This is a genomic window from Enterobacter cloacae complex sp. P24RS, from assembly GCF_014982165.1.
Taxonomy (GTDB): Bacteria; Pseudomonadota; Gammaproteobacteria; order Enterobacterales; family Enterobacteriaceae; genus Enterobacter; species Enterobacter quasihormaechei.
The window spans coordinates 44,002-58,956 of record NZ_JADCKU010000012.1 but is presented as its reverse complement, the minus strand read 5'-3'; the positions used below and the strand labels follow the sequence as shown (position 1 = coordinate 58,956).

The following is a 14,955-nucleotide window of genomic DNA, read 5'->3' as shown; positions in this document are numbered from 1 at the left end:
ATGCCTAATTTCTTTATCGATCGCCCCATATTTGCGTGGGTGATCGCCATTATCATCATGCTGGCCGGGGGACTTGCGATCCTGAAGCTGCCTGTTGCGCAATATCCAACGATTGCGCCACCAGCAGTAACGATCTCCGCAACCTACCCGGGCGCTGATGCAAAAACGGTGCAGGATACCGTTACGCAGGTTATCGAACAGAACATGAACGGTATCGATAACCTCATGTACATGTCCTCAAACAGTGACTCAACCGGTACGGTTCAGATCACCCTTACCTTTGAATCCGGTACGGATGCGGACATTGCGCAGGTTCAGGTGCAGAACAAGTTGCAGCTGGCGATGCCCCTGCTCCCGCAGGAAGTGCAACAGCAGGGCGTGAGCGTCGAGAAATCGTCCAGTAGCTTCCTGATGGTTGTCGGCGTGATCAACACCAACGGCACCATGACGCAGGAGGATATTTCCGACTACGTGGGCGCCAACATGAAGGATGCCATCAGCCGTACGTCCGGTGTGGGTGACGTTCAGCTGTTCGGTTCTCAGTACGCGATGCGTATCTGGATGGATCCGAATAAGCTGAACAACTTCCAGCTGACGCCGGTTGACGTGATCAACGCCATCAAAGCACAGAACGCCCAGGTTGCCGCCGGTCAGTTAGGCGGTACGCCGCCGGTGAAAGGCCAGCAGCTTAACGCGTCTATCATCGCGCAAACGCGTCTGACCTCTGCGGATGAGTTCAGCAAAATTCTGCTGAAGGTGAATCAGGACGGTTCTCAGGTTCGCCTGCGTGACGTGGCGAAAGTGGAGCTGGGCGGCGAGAACTACGACGTTATCGCGAAGTTCAACGGCAAGCCGGCATCTGGTCTGGGTATCAAACTGGCGACCGGCGCGAACGCCCTGGACACCGCGACGGCTATCCGTGCCGAGCTGAAGAAGATGGAACCGTTCTTCCCGTCAGGTCTGAAAATCGTTTATCCGTATGACACGACGCCATTCGTAAAAATTTCGATTCACGAAGTGGTAAAAACCCTGGTTGAGGCGATCATCCTCGTCTTCCTGGTTATGTACCTGTTCCTGCAAAACTTCCGCGCGACGCTGATCCCAACCATCGCCGTACCGGTTGTATTGCTCGGGACCTTCGCGGTTCTGGCGATATTTGGCTACTCAATAAACACCCTGACGATGTTCGGGATGGTGCTCGCCATCGGCCTGCTGGTGGATGACGCCATCGTGGTGGTCGAAAACGTCGAGCGTGTGATGGCGGAAGAAGGCCTACCGCCGAAGGAAGCGACCCGTAAATCGATGGGTCAGATCCAGGGCGCGCTGGTCGGTATCGCGATGGTACTGTCTGCGGTGTTTATCCCGATGGCCTTCTTCGGTGGCTCAACGGGTGCGATTTACCGTCAGTTCTCCATCACCATCGTGTCAGCGATGGCGCTGTCGGTGCTGGTTGCGCTGATCCTGACGCCAGCCCTGTGTGCGACGATGCTGAAGCCGATTCAGAAAGGCGGTCACGGCGAGCACAAAGGGTTCTTCGGCTGGTTTAACCGCATGTTTGATAAGAGCACGCACCACTACACCGACAGCGTAGGGAACATTCTGCGCAGCACCGGTCGTTACCTGCTGCTCTACATCATCATCGTGGTAGGGATGGCCTTCCTGTTCGTTCGTCTGCCAAGCTCGTTCCTGCCAGATGAAGACCAGGGCGTGTTCCTGAGTATGGCTCAGCTTCCGGCCGGTGCGACGCAAGAGCGTACGCAGAAAGTGCTGGATGAGATGACCGACTATTTCCTGACTAAAGAGAAAGACAACGTCGAATCCGTGTTTGCGGTTAACGGCTTTGGCTTCGCGGGTCGTGGTCAGAACACCGGTATTGCCTTCGTTTCCCTGAAAGACTGGTCTGAACGTCCGGGCGACGAGAACAAAGTTGAAGCGATTACCGGCCGTGCAATGGCTACCTTCTCGCAGATTAAAGACGCGATGGTCTTCGCCTTTAACCTGCCAGCGATCGTGGAACTGGGTACGGCGACCGGCTTCGACTTCCAGCTGATTGACCAGGGCGGTCTGGGCCACGAAAAACTGACTCAGGCGCGTAACCAGCTGTTTGGCGAGGTGGCAAAACACCCTGACCTGCTGGTGGGCGTGCGTCCTAACGGTCTGGAAGATACGCCGCAGTACAAAATCGATATCGACCAGGAAAAAGCGCAGGCGCTGGGTGTGTCCATCAGCGACATCAACACCACGCTGGGTGCAGCCTGGGGCGGTAGCTACGTCAACGACTTCATCGACCGCGGTCGCGTGAAGAAAGTGTACGTCATGTCCGAAGCGCAGTACCGCATGCTGCCGAACGATATCAACAACTGGTACGTTCGCGGTAGCGATGGTCAGATGGTGCCGTTCTCATCCTTCTCAACGTCACACTGGGAATACGGTTCGCCGCGTCTGGAGCGTTATAACGGTCTGCCATCGATGGAAATCCTCGGTCAGGCAGCGCCAGGTCGAAGCACCGGTGAAGCCATGAACCTGATGGAAGAGCTGGCCAGCAAACTGCCTGCGGGTATCGGCTACGACTGGACCGGCATGTCCTATCAGGAACGTCTGTCCGGTAACCAGGCCCCTGCCCTGTACGCCATTTCACTGATTGTGGTGTTCCTGTGTCTGGCGGCACTGTACGAGAGCTGGTCGATTCCGTTCTCCGTTATGCTGGTGGTTCCGCTGGGGGTTATCGGTGCGCTGCTTGCCGCAACGTTCCGTGGGCTGACCAACGACGTATACTTCCAGGTGGGCCTGCTGACAACCATTGGCTTGTCGGCGAAGAACGCGATACTTATCGTCGAATTCGCCAAAGATCTGATGGAGAAAGAAGGTAAAGGCCTGATTGAAGCTACTCTGGAAGCGGTTCGTATGCGTCTGCGTCCAATCCTGATGACGTCCCTGGCGTTTATCCTGGGCGTTATGCCGCTGGTTATCAGTTCAGGTGCAGGCTCCGGCGCGCAGAACGCGGTAGGTACAGGCGTTATGGGCGGTATGGTCACCGCGACGGTGCTTGCGATCTTCTTCGTACCGGTGTTCTTTGTGGTGGTTCGTCGCCGCTTCAGTCGTAAGAATGAAGATGTTGAGCACAATCATTCGGTAGAACATCACTGATACCGGTTTCACATGATAAAAAGGCCGCATTTGCGGCCTTTTTCATTTTCAGAAAAGATCATAAAATAGACCTATTGTCGTTCTATTTATTTTCTTCTTTTTTATAAGGCCTGGCATAATAGGCCGAAAATCAATACGAAGAACTCAGCATTCTTTTATTATCATTTCGCGGCGTAAATTATTCGGACTATTCCTAACTCAGAGAAAATATCTGAGATATCTGGTTCCGGACTTCACATCAAACTTTGCGCTAACTCAATGAATTTTAAGGAACCGATAAAAAACTGCGTTTTTTACTGATTAACGCGTTCCCTGCTAAAGGAACATTTGCGTAAAGGCTCGCACAGTAACGTTTTAATTGTAATTTTTCGTAATAGCGCGATGAAATCTTGATCAGAGTGGCTTATAGTTAGAGTTATCAGGAACACAGCTCCCGTGTAGCTAAGCAAGTTGTATCCATCCCGACATGATGTTCGGTGAGTAAAAAATCACTCAGAAGGGGATGCGCTATGGACGAGTACTCGCCAAAAAGGCATGATATCGCGCAGTTGAAATTTCTCTGCGAATCCTTGTACCATGACTGCCTCGCCAATCTTGAAGAAAGTAACCATGGCTGGGTGAACGATCCAACGTCTGCTATCAATTTACAGCTAAACGAGCTGATTGAGCATATCGCTACCTTCGCACTTAATTATAAAATTAAGTACAATGAAGATAATAAGTTGATAGAGCAAATTGATGAATACCTGGACGACACCTTTATGTTGTTCAGCAGCTACGGCATTAACGCACAGGATTTGCAGAAATGGCGTAAATCAGGAAACCGTCTATTTCGCTGCTTCACGAATGTCAGCAGAGCTAATCCGGTTAGTCTTTCCTGTTAAAATTATTACAATTACTAAGGTGAATTTATGTCTGATAAACCATTAACTAAAGTCGATTATTTGATGCGCCTGCGACGCTGCCAGTCAATTGACACACTCGAGCGGGTTATTGAGAAAAATAAATACGAGCTGTCCGATAATGAACTGGCGGTATTTTATTCAGCTGCCGACCATCGTCTTGCTGAACTGACCATGAATAAACTGTATGACAAGATCCCCACTTCGGTGTGGAAATTTGTTCGTTAATCGTTGAAAAGAGACTGTAAAGGCACTACGCCCGTTGTTAAGCTGAATTTACCTTCGAACTACGCTTCAAGTGCAAACACCAGGTTCCCGTGTAAAACGTATCTATGCTCAAGAATGTTGTGACTACCGTCACAGCCCTTTTTAGGGAACGTTCCCTTTCTGGCTAATCCTCTTTACGCTACGTAAAACGATTCCAGTGAGGTTCCCATGAGTGACGAAAAACAGAAGATGATTGCAGGTGAATATTACCGCCCTGGCGACGACACGTTAAGGGCTGACCGTTTACGCGCGCGTCATCTTATTCACCGCTATAACCATACCGCCCCCGATGAGAAAGCCGAACGACGCGCCTTGTTAGCTGACCTGCTGGGTCAAAGCGAAGGCGCCTACATAGAGCCGAGCTTCCGCTGCGACTACGGCTATAACATCTACCTGGGCAACAATTTTTACGCTAACTTCGACTGCGTTATGCTGGACGTCTGCCCTATCCGCATTGGCGATAACTGTATGCTCGCGCCGGGAGTGCACATCTATACGGCCACGCATCCCCTGGACGCGACCGCGCGTAACAGCGGACTTGAATATGGCAAACCGGTCACCATAGGCCACAACGTCTGGATTGGCGGACGGGCGGTCATTAACCCGGGCGTGACCATTGGTGATAATGCGGTTGTCGCGTCCGGTGCGGTTGTGACCAAAGACGTGCCGGCCAATGCGGTCGTGGGCGGAAATCCCGCGAAAATCATTAAAATGCTCTAAGGCCCCCCTGAGTAACTGTTATGCTTTTTCCCGGCATAACTGTTACTTTCCACGCCTGACCCCCTCTCATAAAATAGGCAGATCACCTGTATTTTCAATATGTATAAAGGCAAAAAATGACAGAGATACAGCGCCTGCTTACCGCCACCATCGACGATCTCAATGCCCGCGAAAAGCGCGACAATCGCCCGCGCTTTAGCATCAGCTTTATCCGTAAACACCCCGGACTGTTCGTTGCGATGTACGCCGCCTGGCTGGCGACGCTTATCGTCATGCTGCGGTCTGAAACGCTGGTCGATTCCGTCTGGCTGCTGGTTGTGCTGTTCGTGGTGTTTAACGCGTTCTTCTTTTTCGACGTTAACCCGCGCTACCGGTATGAAGATATCGACGTGCTAGATTTCCGCGTGTGCTACAACGGCGAGTGGTACAACACGCGCTACGTGCCGCCCGAGCTTATTGACAGCATCATGCGCTCACCTTCAGTCGAGGCCGGGCTTAAAGAGAAGCTGCAAAAAATGGTGGCGAGGAAGGGAGAGCTTTCGTTTTATGACGTTTTCACGCTCTCTCGCCCTGCTAACGGCTAGCAGGGCTGTTGCCGGAGAAGAGGCGCTAAGCATCCGCTTAGCGCCTTTTTTTACGTCCCTGTACGGCCTTAAAGCGCGGATTGGATTTGCAAATAACGTACAGACGCCCTTTGCGCCTGACGATCTGGCAATCCGGATGCCGTTGCTTTGCGCTACGCAGCGAGTTAAGTACCTGCATGGTTAGCCTCGCTTCGCATCAAGAAAGCCGCCAAAACGCTTGCGGAAGCGCGCCGCGCTGCCGTCCGTGGAGAAGGTCTTCTGCTTCCCGGTATAAAACGGATGCGATTTTGATGAGACATCAAGGGTGACGTAAGGATACGTTTCGCCGTCGAGCTCGATTTCCCGGTCCGTCTTGATGGTTGAGCCAACGCGGAAGTATTCATTAGCCGTGGTGTCGTGGAACACAACGGTGCGATAGGCTGGATGGATATTCGGTTTCATATCTGACTCTCGTGTATTGTTATAACATAACAAAATACTAGCCGAGCCTTGCTGCAAAAACAACCCCCAGGACGATCCAGCGCACTTTTGGCTTTTATACAAAGGCGGATTCAGATACCTGCCTGCGACTTTCGCATGCTATAACTATATCATTTAGCACTAAAATCTTTCTCCTCTGGCGCGCAAACTCACTGCCCTTCATGGGAAAATGGGAAGGAAAAACGGCATGCGAACCCGACATCTGGTGAGCCTGGTCACGGGCGTACTGATCATTTCTGTGCTGGTCCCCGTTTGCCTCAGTATCTGGCTGGCGCATCGTCAGGCAGAGGAAAAGTTTGTGGAGGCGCTGGACGGCTATGCCTCGCGCGTCCTGATCCGTACCGACAGAGTTGTCGTGCAGGCTAAACAGGCGCTCACGCACCTACAGTCGTTCAACGCCCCGCCCTGCACTCCCTTGCATTTACGTGAAATGCGCCGGGTCGCGTTCTCCTGGCGCTATGTTCAGGAAGTGATGTATGTCGATAACCTGAAGCCGCTCTGCTCTTCCCTGGAACAGTCGAGTAATACGGATGCTCTGCCGCCTCCGGTGCGCATCACCGAGGACGGTTACAGCACGTGGCTCACCTCGCAAAACGACCTCGGCATTCACCGCTATATGGTGGTGATCGGGAAAGGGCATTATCTGGTGATGGTCGATCCGGCATCGCTTGTAGATGTCGTTCCGTTCGGCGAAATCTCGATGGATGCCGCCCTGGTGGGCAACACGACACAGCGCATATTTGCCAGAAGTCATGTCCTCGATCCGCATATCCTCTCGATTGTTAAGGATCGGCAGGAGATGACGAGCGTTCAGTACAACGGCTCGATGTACATTCTGAAGCCCGTGCCCGAGCTGGGGTTTACCGTCATTGCCTGGGCCTCGCTGAAGCCGCTGGCGGAAGCCTGGCACCAGCAGCTGCTCATCTGGCTGCCGGCTGGCGTGCTGATTAGCCTGGCGGCGGCCCTGATTGTTCTGCGGATCCTCCGCCGGCTACAGTCTCCGCGTAACCGCCTTATGGACGCGATAAACAACCGGGAGATCCAGGTTCACTATCAGCCCATCGTGGCGCTGTGCAGCGGCAAACTGGTAGGAGCCGAAGCGCTGATGCGCTGGCCGCAGCCGGATGGCAGCAACCTGTCGCCAGATATATTTGTCCCTCTGGCTGAGCAAACGGGGCTGATTTCCCAGTTAACGCTGCTGGCAATCGATAAGATTTTCGACGAGCTGGGCGACTGGCTGCATCATCATCCGGAGCTGCACATTTCCGTTAACCTGGCCCCAGCCGATTTAACGTCCGTGGAGCTGCCGCGCCTGCTGAGCCAGCTGCTGAACAAATGGAAAGTCCACCCGCAGCAGATTGCGCTGGAGTTAACCGAGCGCGGCTTCGCCGATCCCGCCGTCAGCGCCCCGGCCATCGCGGCGTTTCGCCGTGCCGGACACGCCGTCTACATTGACGATTTTGGTACAGGCTACTCCAGCCTGAGCTATCTCCAGGATCTGGATGTCGATACCCTGAAGATCGATAAATCTTTCGTGCACGCGCTGGAGTATAAAAACGTCACTCCGCACATTATCGAAATGGCAAAATCGCTCGAGTTGGCGATGGTGGCAGAAGGCATCGAAACGGAAGGACAGATTGCCTGGCTGCATCGCCACGGCGTGCAGTACGGACAGGGCTGGTACTACAGCAAGGCGCTGCCTGAGGCGGAATTCATTCTCTGGGCCGAGCGCAATCTCAACAGCGGCTCCGCCTGAGCGGAGCCGGTGCTTTTATTCAGCCGTTCTGCTGCCAGCAGAAGGTGTAGCGCAGCTGCCGGTTTTGCAGAAGGAAGTCCGGCGCCACGCTCGGGCTCCAGGAATCATCTCCCCCTACGCCCATGTGGAAGGCGTCCAGGTTCAACCAGCAACCCGGCTCTTTCCGTAGCAGATGCTGATGCGTTGTCTCATGCAGCTGCTGCTGGCTGTAGCGGCTCACGGAGAAATGGAACCGCCCCTGCAACCGATGCGCGCCAAACGCCAGCTCGCGGGTGTCGCAGCGCAGGCCGTTCTCCGTCGGGAAGATATACGGCGTGTGCATGGCTTCCAGCGGAAGCGTCCAGCGCCCCTGCTGCGCCGCCAGCTTTCTGTCCGGATAATTTTCCAGCGGCCCCAGCCCCAGCCAGCGCACGGTTTCCGGGATATCCACCAGCATAACGCTCAGGCCCACGCGAGCAGGCTCGGGAATATCAGACGCTACCGTCACCTGCACGTCACCGTGCAGCGCGCCGCGATCGTCAATCCGCCAGATCTTACGGCTGACAAACAGCGCTTTCCCCCGGGATTCCCAGACGTGCTGCGTGGTCACCACCACCTCACGGGCGTGCTCCTCCGCTTCACACTGGAGAAGGCGCGGCGACATCTCATACATCCCCGCCGCCTTCCAGCGCTCCACCCATGCGTTCGGATCGATGCGGGTCGCCTCGCTGACGCCGATATCATTGTCCAGCGGCGCGCGGGTAAAGTTATCCGTTAGCGGAGAACGGAGCGTTTCAGCCCCCGCGTTCCACCACTGGGTCAGGTTTCCGGTAAGGCGGCTAAACTGCCAGCGCTGCTGCTGATGGACAATCTCCAGCGCCTCGCCGCACGTGGTTAGCTGCGGGGCCGTACCTTCCACATTCGCGGGCGCAACGTACAGCGGGGCCGGGAGCGGCCACTGATCCCAGGCACAACGGTGGCCGGACGGCGACCACGGCGTCTCCTGCGGCTGGACGACTTCCAAATTGAGCCAGACCTCACCCGGCTCAGCGGCAAATTCAGGCAGCGGGATCTCAATGCGTTGCGCCTCCTGGGGCGCGACAGAAAGCGTCATGCCGCCACAAACCACTACCGCACCGTCACGCGCCACCGACCATTGCAGACGTTCGTTGTCGGTATGACGGAACAGATAATCGCTCTGTACCTCGACGACCAGCGGAGAGGTGCTCACCAGCGTAAAGGTAAAGAACTGCTGGGCACGCTGCGCCTCGAAAAGGGCGGGATGCGGGGTGCGATTGGGGAACACCAGCCCGTTGAGGCAGAACTGACGATCGTTGGGCTTATCGCCAAAATCGCCGCCGTAGGCCCAGAATGCCGCGCCATTTTCCTCTTTTTTGGTTAATGCCTGATCGACCCAGTCCCAGACAAAGCCCCCCTGCAACCGGGGATGGCTGCGGAATGCGTTCCAGTAGCTGGCAAAGCCGCCAAAGCTGTTGCCCATCGCGTGGGCATACTCGCACAGGATCAGCGGACGGGTTTCGTCCGGCATGCCGATCCACTTTTTAATCGACCACTTTGGCACCGCCGGGAACGGCTGATCCTGATCGACGCGGGCATACATCGGGCAAATAATATCGGTTGCCGCCGTACTGGCGCCGCCGCCTTCATATTGCACCGGACGCGTGGGATCGGTGGTTTTCAGCCAGCGGTACAGCGCATCGTGGTTCGCTCCATGACCAGATTCGTTCCCCAAAGACCAGATGATGACTGACGGATGGTTCCGGTCCCGCTGCACCATACGCGTTACGCGCTCGCTCATGGCGGGCAGCCAGCGCGGATCGTCCGCCAGGCGGCTCATCGGCACCATGCCATGGGTCTCGATATTCGCCTCATCAACCACGTACAGGCCATAGCGATCGCAAAGCGTGTACCATAGAGGATGGTTCGGATAATGCGAGCAGCGCACGGCGTTGAAGTTATGCTGCTTCATCAGTTCAATGTCGCGGCGCATGGTCGCCTCATCCATCACCTGCCCCTTCTCAGGATGATGTTCGTGACGGTTCACGCCGCGGATCAGCAGCGGCTTGCCGTTGAGCTTCAGCAAACCATTGCTGATTTCGACGCGCCTGAAGCCGACATCGCAGGCTTCGGTCTCCAGCACACTGCCCTGCGCATCACGAAGCGACATTGTCAAACGATAGAGTTCTGGTGTTTCGGCGCTCCACAGCGCGGGATCGTTCACGGGTATCGCAACCGTGAGCCGCTCCGCCCAGCTGCCGCGTTCATCAACGATGGCCGATCCTGGCTGCTGCGTGGTTTGCGCGCAGGCTTCGCCGTTACGCCACAGGGTAAACGCCACCTCGCATTCGGCGTAGCGTGAGCCTTCCAGCGCCACGTCAACCCGGAGTATCGCCCGATCGCATTCGGCATTCAGATCGGTCACGACCTGATAATCGGCAATCCGCGTTTCCGGCTTATGCAGCAGCGAAACGTCACGGAAAATGCCGCTCATCCGCCACATGTCCTGATCTTCCAGGTAGCTTCCGTCGCACCAGCGTAACACCATCACCGCCAGGCGGTTCTGCCCCGGTCGCAGCACCGCGCTAAGGTCAAACTCCGCGGGCAGACGACTGTCCTGCGAATAGCCCATCCACTGGCCGTTACACCACAGATGAAAAGCGGAATTGACCCCGTCGAAAATAATGCGGGTCTGTCCGCTGCGCGGCCAGGCGTCATCCACCTCAAATGTGAGCGAGTAACAGCCGGTAGGGTTTTCAGCCGGAACATACGGCGGGTTCACATTTATCGGATAGGTGACGTTGGTATAAATGGGGGTATCAAATCCCTCCATCTGCCAGTTCGACGGCACGGGCATCTCAACGGCGTCAGCAAGTTCGTCCGCTACCCAGGCCTCGGGAACCTGCTCTGGCGCGGCGAAAAAGCTGAATTGCCAGACGCCGTTAAGCGTGCGCTTGCTCAGCGAAGGCTTATCCTCCCGGGCGAGAATTTCATCGCGCCAGCTATGAAAAGGCGCGTGTGCGGCCAGACGGTTCCATTGCGTCACGCCGGGGTTTTCCCAGTCACGACGAGCCAGAAGTGCGCTGAGGGTCAGCAGTAATGCAGAAGACATATCAACCTCTTTGCGAAGCGCTCACAATTTTAGTCAACATGCCCTGGTAAACGGTGGTGGTAAAGACTTTGATCGTCACCAGGCGAGCCCGATCACAAAAGCGCTAGCTGCGCGCCAGTTTCTCCGCCAGCAGCGCCAGCGTTCGTAGCTGCTGCGCCAGATCTTCACGATCGGCCTGCTGCGTCGCGTGCGGCGCGGTGGAGTGACGAACGATCAGCGTAACGGGAAGCTGTTTTTGCCAGCGTTCGTCGTGAGGAGTGGGCGCCAGGAGCCACTCCACGCTGCGCTCACCGGCCTCGCGGAACGCCTGCCGAATGGTGGTCAGCGGGGGTGAAAACCATGCGCTGTCGGCCGTATCATCAAATCCGACCACCGAGATCTGACCCGGTACCGCAATCCCTTTTTCCGCACAGGCGCGTATAACGCCGAGCGCCATCTGATCGTTCGCAACGAGGATCGCGTCGGGCAGCGCCGGGCCCGATAAAAGCTGATGCCCTTTCTCGTAGCCGGAGGCCGCGCTCCAGTCGCCCTGCGCCACTGCAAACGCCTCAACGCCGGACTGAGCGAGCGCGGTTTTCCATCCCGCCAGACGCGCCCGAGCAGAGACGGAACTTTCCGGACCGGCGAGCAGCGCAATTCGCCGGTGCCCCAGCGAAAGCAGATGCTCCGCCCCCAGACCAGCCCCCTGTTCGGCATTGAACACGAGGCTGTTCACCCTGGCTAAGGGGGAAACATCGAGAAAAAGAACCGGGATCGGCGAAGCCATTTCCTGAAGCATTTCTGCCTGTGCATCTTCCAGCGGAACGTTCACCAGCAGCGCCTCCACGCGCTGCGCCAGTAACTCCTGCAAAGCAGCCTGACACTGCGCGGGCTGTTCCACCATAGAGATGAGCACGCTTGCCCCCTGCTCCACTGCCCGGGATTTTACGGCTGAGACGATTTGCGACGGCGCATGCAGCGCCAGATCGGTCGTTATCAACCCGAGCGTGCGGGTGCGTTTCCCGGCCAGCTGCTGCGCGCCACGGTTAGGCACATAGTGTAGCGCCGCCATGGCCTGGCGGACCTTTTCCCGCGTGCGGGCAGAAACGTGTTCCGCGTCGTTAATCACCCGGGAAACGGTCTGATAAGAAACGCCCGCCTCGCGGGCAACGTCATAGAGAGTGATCGCTTTCATACATTCTGGCGTCGCAAAAAGTGTAGCCACTATTCTGACACAGTTACGCCATTATAGCCTGTGAGCGCTTCGCAAAATTAGACAATCCGCTCCGGCTGCGGTGCTTTCTGAACGCGCGGCCGGTGGCGAAACCACGGCAAACAGAGCTGGATCAGCGGGCCGATAGTTAACGCATACAGCACGGTTCCAACGCCAAACGCTCCCCCGAGGAGATAGCCGATGATTAACACGCTCACCTCGATCGCGGTACGCACGCTGCGAATCGACCAGCCCAGCCGGGCGTGTATACCGGTCATCAGGCCGTCGCGCGGGCCAGCACCAAAACCCGCCCCGATATACATCCCGGTGGCAAGGGCGTTAACCACAATGCCCGAAACCAGCAGGATAATGCGCACGGGCAGCGAGGTGAGTTCCGGGATCAGCGCCATTGACGCATCAGCCGCCAGGCCGATACAAATCACGTTACTGACCGTACCCAGCCCCGGAAGCTGACGCAGCGGGATCCACAGCAGCAGCACCGCTGCTCCGGTTAAAATAATCACCGTGCCGATGCTCATCCCGGTCTGGATGGCGACGCCAAGGTGAAAGACATTCCAGGGGTCTACCCCCAGATCCGAACGAATAAACATCGCGGTTGAAAGCCCGTACAGGCCTAAACCGACATAAAGTTGTACCAGACGACGTACCATTTTCTCTTCTCCGAAGAACCCGGTTCCATCTTCGGTGAAAATGGCACTATGATTAATGTCCAGTTTTCAAATAGTGGACTGCTCATGTCATCACGTCGTTTTGGTAGCCAGTCTCTGGTTCGCCTGTTAGGGCACTGGCAGCAAGCCTCTTCCCGCACCCCGCTGTGGCGCCAGCTGGCTGACGCGCTACGCCTGTTGATTCTGGATGGCAGGCTGGCGCTAAACACTCGCCTGCCCGGAGAGCGGGAGCTGGCCGCCGCACTGGACGTCAGCCGCACCACCATCAGCAGCGCGCTGGCACATCTGCGGGAAGAGGGGTATCTGGAGAGCCGTCAGGGCAGCGGTTCGCGCGCGATCCTGCCCGACAGCCGCGCGGTGCCCACCCTTTCCACTGCCAGCGCGGCGCTTGATCTCTCTACCGCCGCGCTCAACGCGGGGCCCGAGATCCACCAGGCCTACGCCCACGCGCTGACGGCCCTCACACCGAACCTGGCGCTAACCGGGTACGATCAGCTCGGGCTCCCGGCCCTGCGTGAAGCCATTGCCACCCGCTACACCGCACGGGGTTTGCCGACCCGGGCAGACGAAGTGATGGTGGTGAACGGCGCCGTCAGCGGCTTCGCCCTGATCTTAAGAATGATGACCGGTCCCGGGGATCGCGTGGTGGTGGATCATCCTACCTACCCGCTGGCGATCGCCGCCATTCAGGGGGCGCTCTGCCGGCCCGTGGGCGTCTCGCTGCCTGAAACGGGCTGGGATACCGACGGTTTTGCCGCAACGCTTGCCCAGACCGCCCCGCGTCTGGCCTATCTGATGCCGGATTTTCATAATCCGACGGGGCGCTGTATGGATGCCGCAACGCGCCAGACCATAACCCACATTGCCGCGCAAACCCGCACCACGCTGGTCGTGGATGAAACCATGGTCGATCTCTGGTTCGATGCTCCCCCGCCGCCGCCGCTGGCCGCCTTTAACCCGGAGGCCGCCGTCATAACGCTGGGTTCCGCTGGAAAAAGCTTCTGGGGTGGGCTTCGTCTCGGCTGGATCCGCGCCTCGTCCCGCACTATCGCCACGCTCGCGCAGACGCGCGACACGCTGGATCTGGGCTCACCGGTGCTGGAACAGCTGGCCACGCTGTGGCTTATCGAAAACAGTGAAACTTTTCTGCCCGCTCGCCGGAAAATGCTGGCAGAACGGCGCGACCGCTGCGGCCAGATGCTGCGGGAACATTTTCCCGAATGGCGGTTCCAGGAAGCGGAGGGAGGACTTTCATACTGGATAGAGTTACCCGGCATGCTGGCGACGCAGCTGGCGGCACGCGCCGAGACGACGGGCATCATTATGGGCACCGGCACGCGCTTTGGGCTTTCAGGCGCGTTCGACCGCTACCTGCGCATGCCTTTCTCCCTCAATCCGCCAGAACTTGAAGAGGCATTATTGCGGATCAAACCGCTGTGGCTTGCCTTAAACAGAAGTACACCGCCAGTAAAACGGAGCCTGGTGTAAATTTTTCGCCAGAAACAATAAAAACTGCTGACTGTAACGCATGCAGTCAGCAGTTTTCATGAAGAACAACTTAATGTTGAGGAGGAATCGGGAAGCCTTTCAGTGAAATAATGAAATTATCCCCTTCTTTCTTTATTTTTGCACCGGTATCACACCAGTCAGATGCAATTCGAAAGAACTCGTCACTTCCTACATTCCAGCCAAGACGAACATGTTTCACGTAGCCGGAACGTAACAGATTACAGGCCTCGTTGTAGTCGCTGGCCGTCGATAGTTGTTGTTTCATTTTCTCTTCTTCAGAAGTTTACGTAGTGCTTTGATTTCTTTAGGAGTAAATGGAGTTACGCTCTCTTCTTCCGTATGCTGATTATCAATATCCTCTTCCGATACTCCCGCCTCTTCTACCGCTTCAAATGCCAGCAGCAGCAGTTTCTCTGTGGTCACGCTTAAATTCTCATTATTATCTTCCGCATAGTGGCGAAGTCTTTCTTTTAGCGCTTCATCAATTTTAACGTTTAAAACCGCAGTAACCATGATTGTCACATCCTTTCGGAACACGTGTTTAATTTAATACACGAAGATATGTATGTTATCCAGATATATATTTTTTTGCTTATGACA

The 14,955-nt window shown here is 56.2% G+C and carries 14 protein-coding genes; 7 read left to right on the top strand and 7 right to left on the bottom strand.

Translation table 11 applies throughout. From position 1 onward, the window contains the following. The 5 genes from acrB to INF58_RS13930 all read left to right on the top strand — a co-directional run bounded on the left by acrB (nucleotide 1) and on the right by INF58_RS13930 (nucleotide 5,620). On the top strand, nucleotides 1–3,147 hold the full coding sequence (gene acrB / locus INF58_RS13950) for a multidrug efflux RND transporter permease subunit AcrB (RefSeq protein WP_063451666.1): 3,147 nt from the start codon (nucleotides 1–3) through the stop codon (nucleotides 3,145–3,147). Between the two features lie 509 nt (nucleotides 3,148–3,656). Continuing rightward, the gene (gene tomB, locus INF58_RS13945) at nucleotides 3,657–4,031 is read left to right on the top strand and encodes an Hha toxicity modulator TomB (RefSeq protein ID WP_006809850.1); all 375 of its coding nucleotides are present in this window, start codon (nucleotides 3,657–3,659) and stop codon (nucleotides 4,029–4,031) included. A gap of 27 nt (nucleotides 4,032–4,058) precedes the next feature. Beyond that, nucleotides 4,059–4,277: an HHA domain-containing protein gene (locus tag INF58_RS13940; RefSeq protein WP_010428174.1), complete on the top strand. Its 219-nt coding sequence runs from the start codon at nucleotides 4,059–4,061 to the stop codon at nucleotides 4,275–4,277. Between the two features lie 207 nt (nucleotides 4,278–4,484). Continuing rightward, nucleotides 4,485–5,036: a maltose O-acetyltransferase gene (maa, locus tag INF58_RS13935; RefSeq protein ID WP_193527896.1), complete on the top strand. Its 552-nt coding sequence runs from the start codon at nucleotides 4,485–4,487 to the stop codon at nucleotides 5,034–5,036. A 116-nt stretch (nucleotides 5,037–5,152) separates the two neighbouring features. After that, on the top strand, nucleotides 5,153–5,620 hold the full coding sequence (locus INF58_RS13930) for a YlaC family protein (RefSeq protein ID WP_063869025.1): 468 nt from the start codon (nucleotides 5,153–5,155) through the stop codon (nucleotides 5,618–5,620). A gap of 37 nt (nucleotides 5,621–5,657) precedes the next feature. Here the strand turns inward: INF58_RS13930 and ykgO are convergent, their stop codons facing one another. Further along, nucleotides 5,658–5,798, bottom strand: a complete 141-nt coding sequence (gene ykgO / locus INF58_RS13925) for a type B 50S ribosomal protein L36 (protein WP_063451669.1) — start codon at nucleotides 5,796–5,798, stop codon at nucleotides 5,658–5,660. 2 nt (nucleotides 5,799–5,800) lie between these two features. After that, nucleotides 5,801–6,061: a type B 50S ribosomal protein L31 gene (locus INF58_RS13920; protein WP_063451670.1), complete on the bottom strand. Its 261-nt coding sequence runs from the start codon at nucleotides 6,059–6,061 to the stop codon at nucleotides 5,801–5,803. Between the two features lie 226 nt (nucleotides 6,062–6,287). Here INF58_RS13920 and INF58_RS13915 point away from each other — a divergent pair, with 226 nt between their 5' ends. Next, nucleotides 6,288–7,856, top strand: coding sequence for an EAL domain-containing protein (locus INF58_RS13915; protein ID WP_193527895.1), 1,569 nt, complete (start codon nucleotides 6,288–6,290; stop codon nucleotides 7,854–7,856). A 19-nt stretch (nucleotides 7,857–7,875) separates the two neighbouring features. Here the strand turns inward: INF58_RS13915 and INF58_RS13910 are convergent, their stop codons facing one another. The 3 genes from INF58_RS13910 to INF58_RS13900 all read right to left on the bottom strand — a co-directional run bounded on the left by INF58_RS13910 (nucleotide 7,876) and on the right by INF58_RS13900 (nucleotide 12,828). Beyond that, a complete protein-coding gene (locus INF58_RS13910; protein ID WP_193527894.1) occupies nucleotides 7,876–10,965 on the bottom strand; it encodes a beta-galactosidase in 3,090 nt (1,029 codons plus the stop codon). A gap of 103 nt (nucleotides 10,966–11,068) precedes the next feature. Further along, nucleotides 11,069–12,139 carry a LacI family DNA-binding transcriptional regulator gene (locus INF58_RS13905; protein WP_193527893.1) on the bottom strand — a complete coding sequence of 357 codons (1,071 nt, stop codon included), beginning with the start codon at nucleotides 12,137–12,139 and terminating at the stop codon, nucleotides 11,069–11,071. A 77-nt stretch (nucleotides 12,140–12,216) separates the two neighbouring features. Next, entirely contained in the window at nucleotides 12,217–12,828 is a 612-nt protein-coding gene (locus INF58_RS13900; protein WP_193527892.1) for a YitT family protein, read from the bottom strand. 84 nt (nucleotides 12,829–12,912) lie between these two features. Between INF58_RS13900 and INF58_RS13895 the strand changes: the two genes are divergently transcribed. Continuing rightward, on the top strand, nucleotides 12,913–14,334 hold the full coding sequence (locus INF58_RS13895) for a PLP-dependent aminotransferase family protein (protein ID WP_193527891.1): 1,422 nt from the start codon (nucleotides 12,913–12,915) through the stop codon (nucleotides 14,332–14,334). 70 nt (nucleotides 14,335–14,404) lie between these two features. On the opposite strand, the gene INF58_RS13890 is transcribed toward INF58_RS13895, so the two are convergent. Next, nucleotides 14,405–14,620, bottom strand: coding sequence for a hypothetical protein (locus INF58_RS13890; protein ID WP_015571263.1), 216 nt, complete (start codon nucleotides 14,618–14,620; stop codon nucleotides 14,405–14,407). Further along, nucleotides 14,617–14,868: a hypothetical protein gene (locus tag INF58_RS13885; RefSeq protein ID WP_063451676.1), complete on the bottom strand. Its 252-nt coding sequence runs from the start codon at nucleotides 14,866–14,868 to the stop codon at nucleotides 14,617–14,619. Before INF58_RS13885 ends, INF58_RS13890 begins: the two co-directional genes overlap by 4 nt. Between the last annotated feature and the right edge of the window lie 87 nt (nucleotides 14,869–14,955).

Bases quoted from the DNA above. Each gene is read 5' to 3' on its own strand.
- INF58_RS13915 (WP_193527895.1), top strand. From the start codon at position 6,288: ATGCGAACCCGACATCTGGTGAGCCTGGTCACGGGCGTACTGATCATT.
- INF58_RS13920 (WP_063451670.1), bottom strand. From the start codon at position 6,061: ATGAAACCGAATATCCATCCAGCCTATCGCACCGTTGTGTTCCACGAC.
- INF58_RS13930 (WP_063869025.1), top strand. From the start codon at position 5,153: ATGACAGAGATACAGCGCCTGCTTACCGCCACCATCGACGATCTCAAT.
- ykgO (WP_063451669.1), bottom strand. From the start codon at position 5,798: ATGCAGGTACTTAACTCGCTGCGTAGCGCAAAGCAACGGCATCCGGAT.
- tomB (WP_006809850.1), top strand. From the start codon at position 3,657: ATGGACGAGTACTCGCCAAAAAGGCATGATATCGCGCAGTTGAAATTT.
- acrB (WP_063451666.1), top strand. From the start codon at position 1: ATGCCTAATTTCTTTATCGATCGCCCCATATTTGCGTGGGTGATCGCC.
- INF58_RS13940 (WP_010428174.1), top strand. From the start codon at position 4,059: ATGTCTGATAAACCATTAACTAAAGTCGATTATTTGATGCGCCTGCGA.
- INF58_RS13895 (WP_193527891.1), top strand. From the start codon at position 12,913: ATGTCATCACGTCGTTTTGGTAGCCAGTCTCTGGTTCGCCTGTTAGGG.
- maa (WP_193527896.1), top strand. From the start codon at position 4,485: ATGAGTGACGAAAAACAGAAGATGATTGCAGGTGAATATTACCGCCCT.
- INF58_RS13885 (WP_063451676.1), bottom strand. From the start codon at position 14,868: ATGGTTACTGCGGTTTTAAACGTTAAAATTGATGAAGCGCTAAAAGAA.
- INF58_RS13900 (WP_193527892.1), bottom strand. From the start codon at position 12,828: ATGGTACGTCGTCTGGTACAACTTTATGTCGGTTTAGGCCTGTACGGG.
- INF58_RS13890 (WP_015571263.1), bottom strand. From the start codon at position 14,620: ATGAAACAACAACTATCGACGGCCAGCGACTACAACGAGGCCTGTAAT.
- INF58_RS13905 (WP_193527893.1), bottom strand. From the start codon at position 12,139: ATGAAAGCGATCACTCTCTATGACGTTGCCCGCGAGGCGGGCGTTTCT.
- INF58_RS13910 (WP_193527894.1), bottom strand. From the start codon at position 10,965: ATGTCTTCTGCATTACTGCTGACCCTCAGCGCACTTCTGGCTCGTCGT.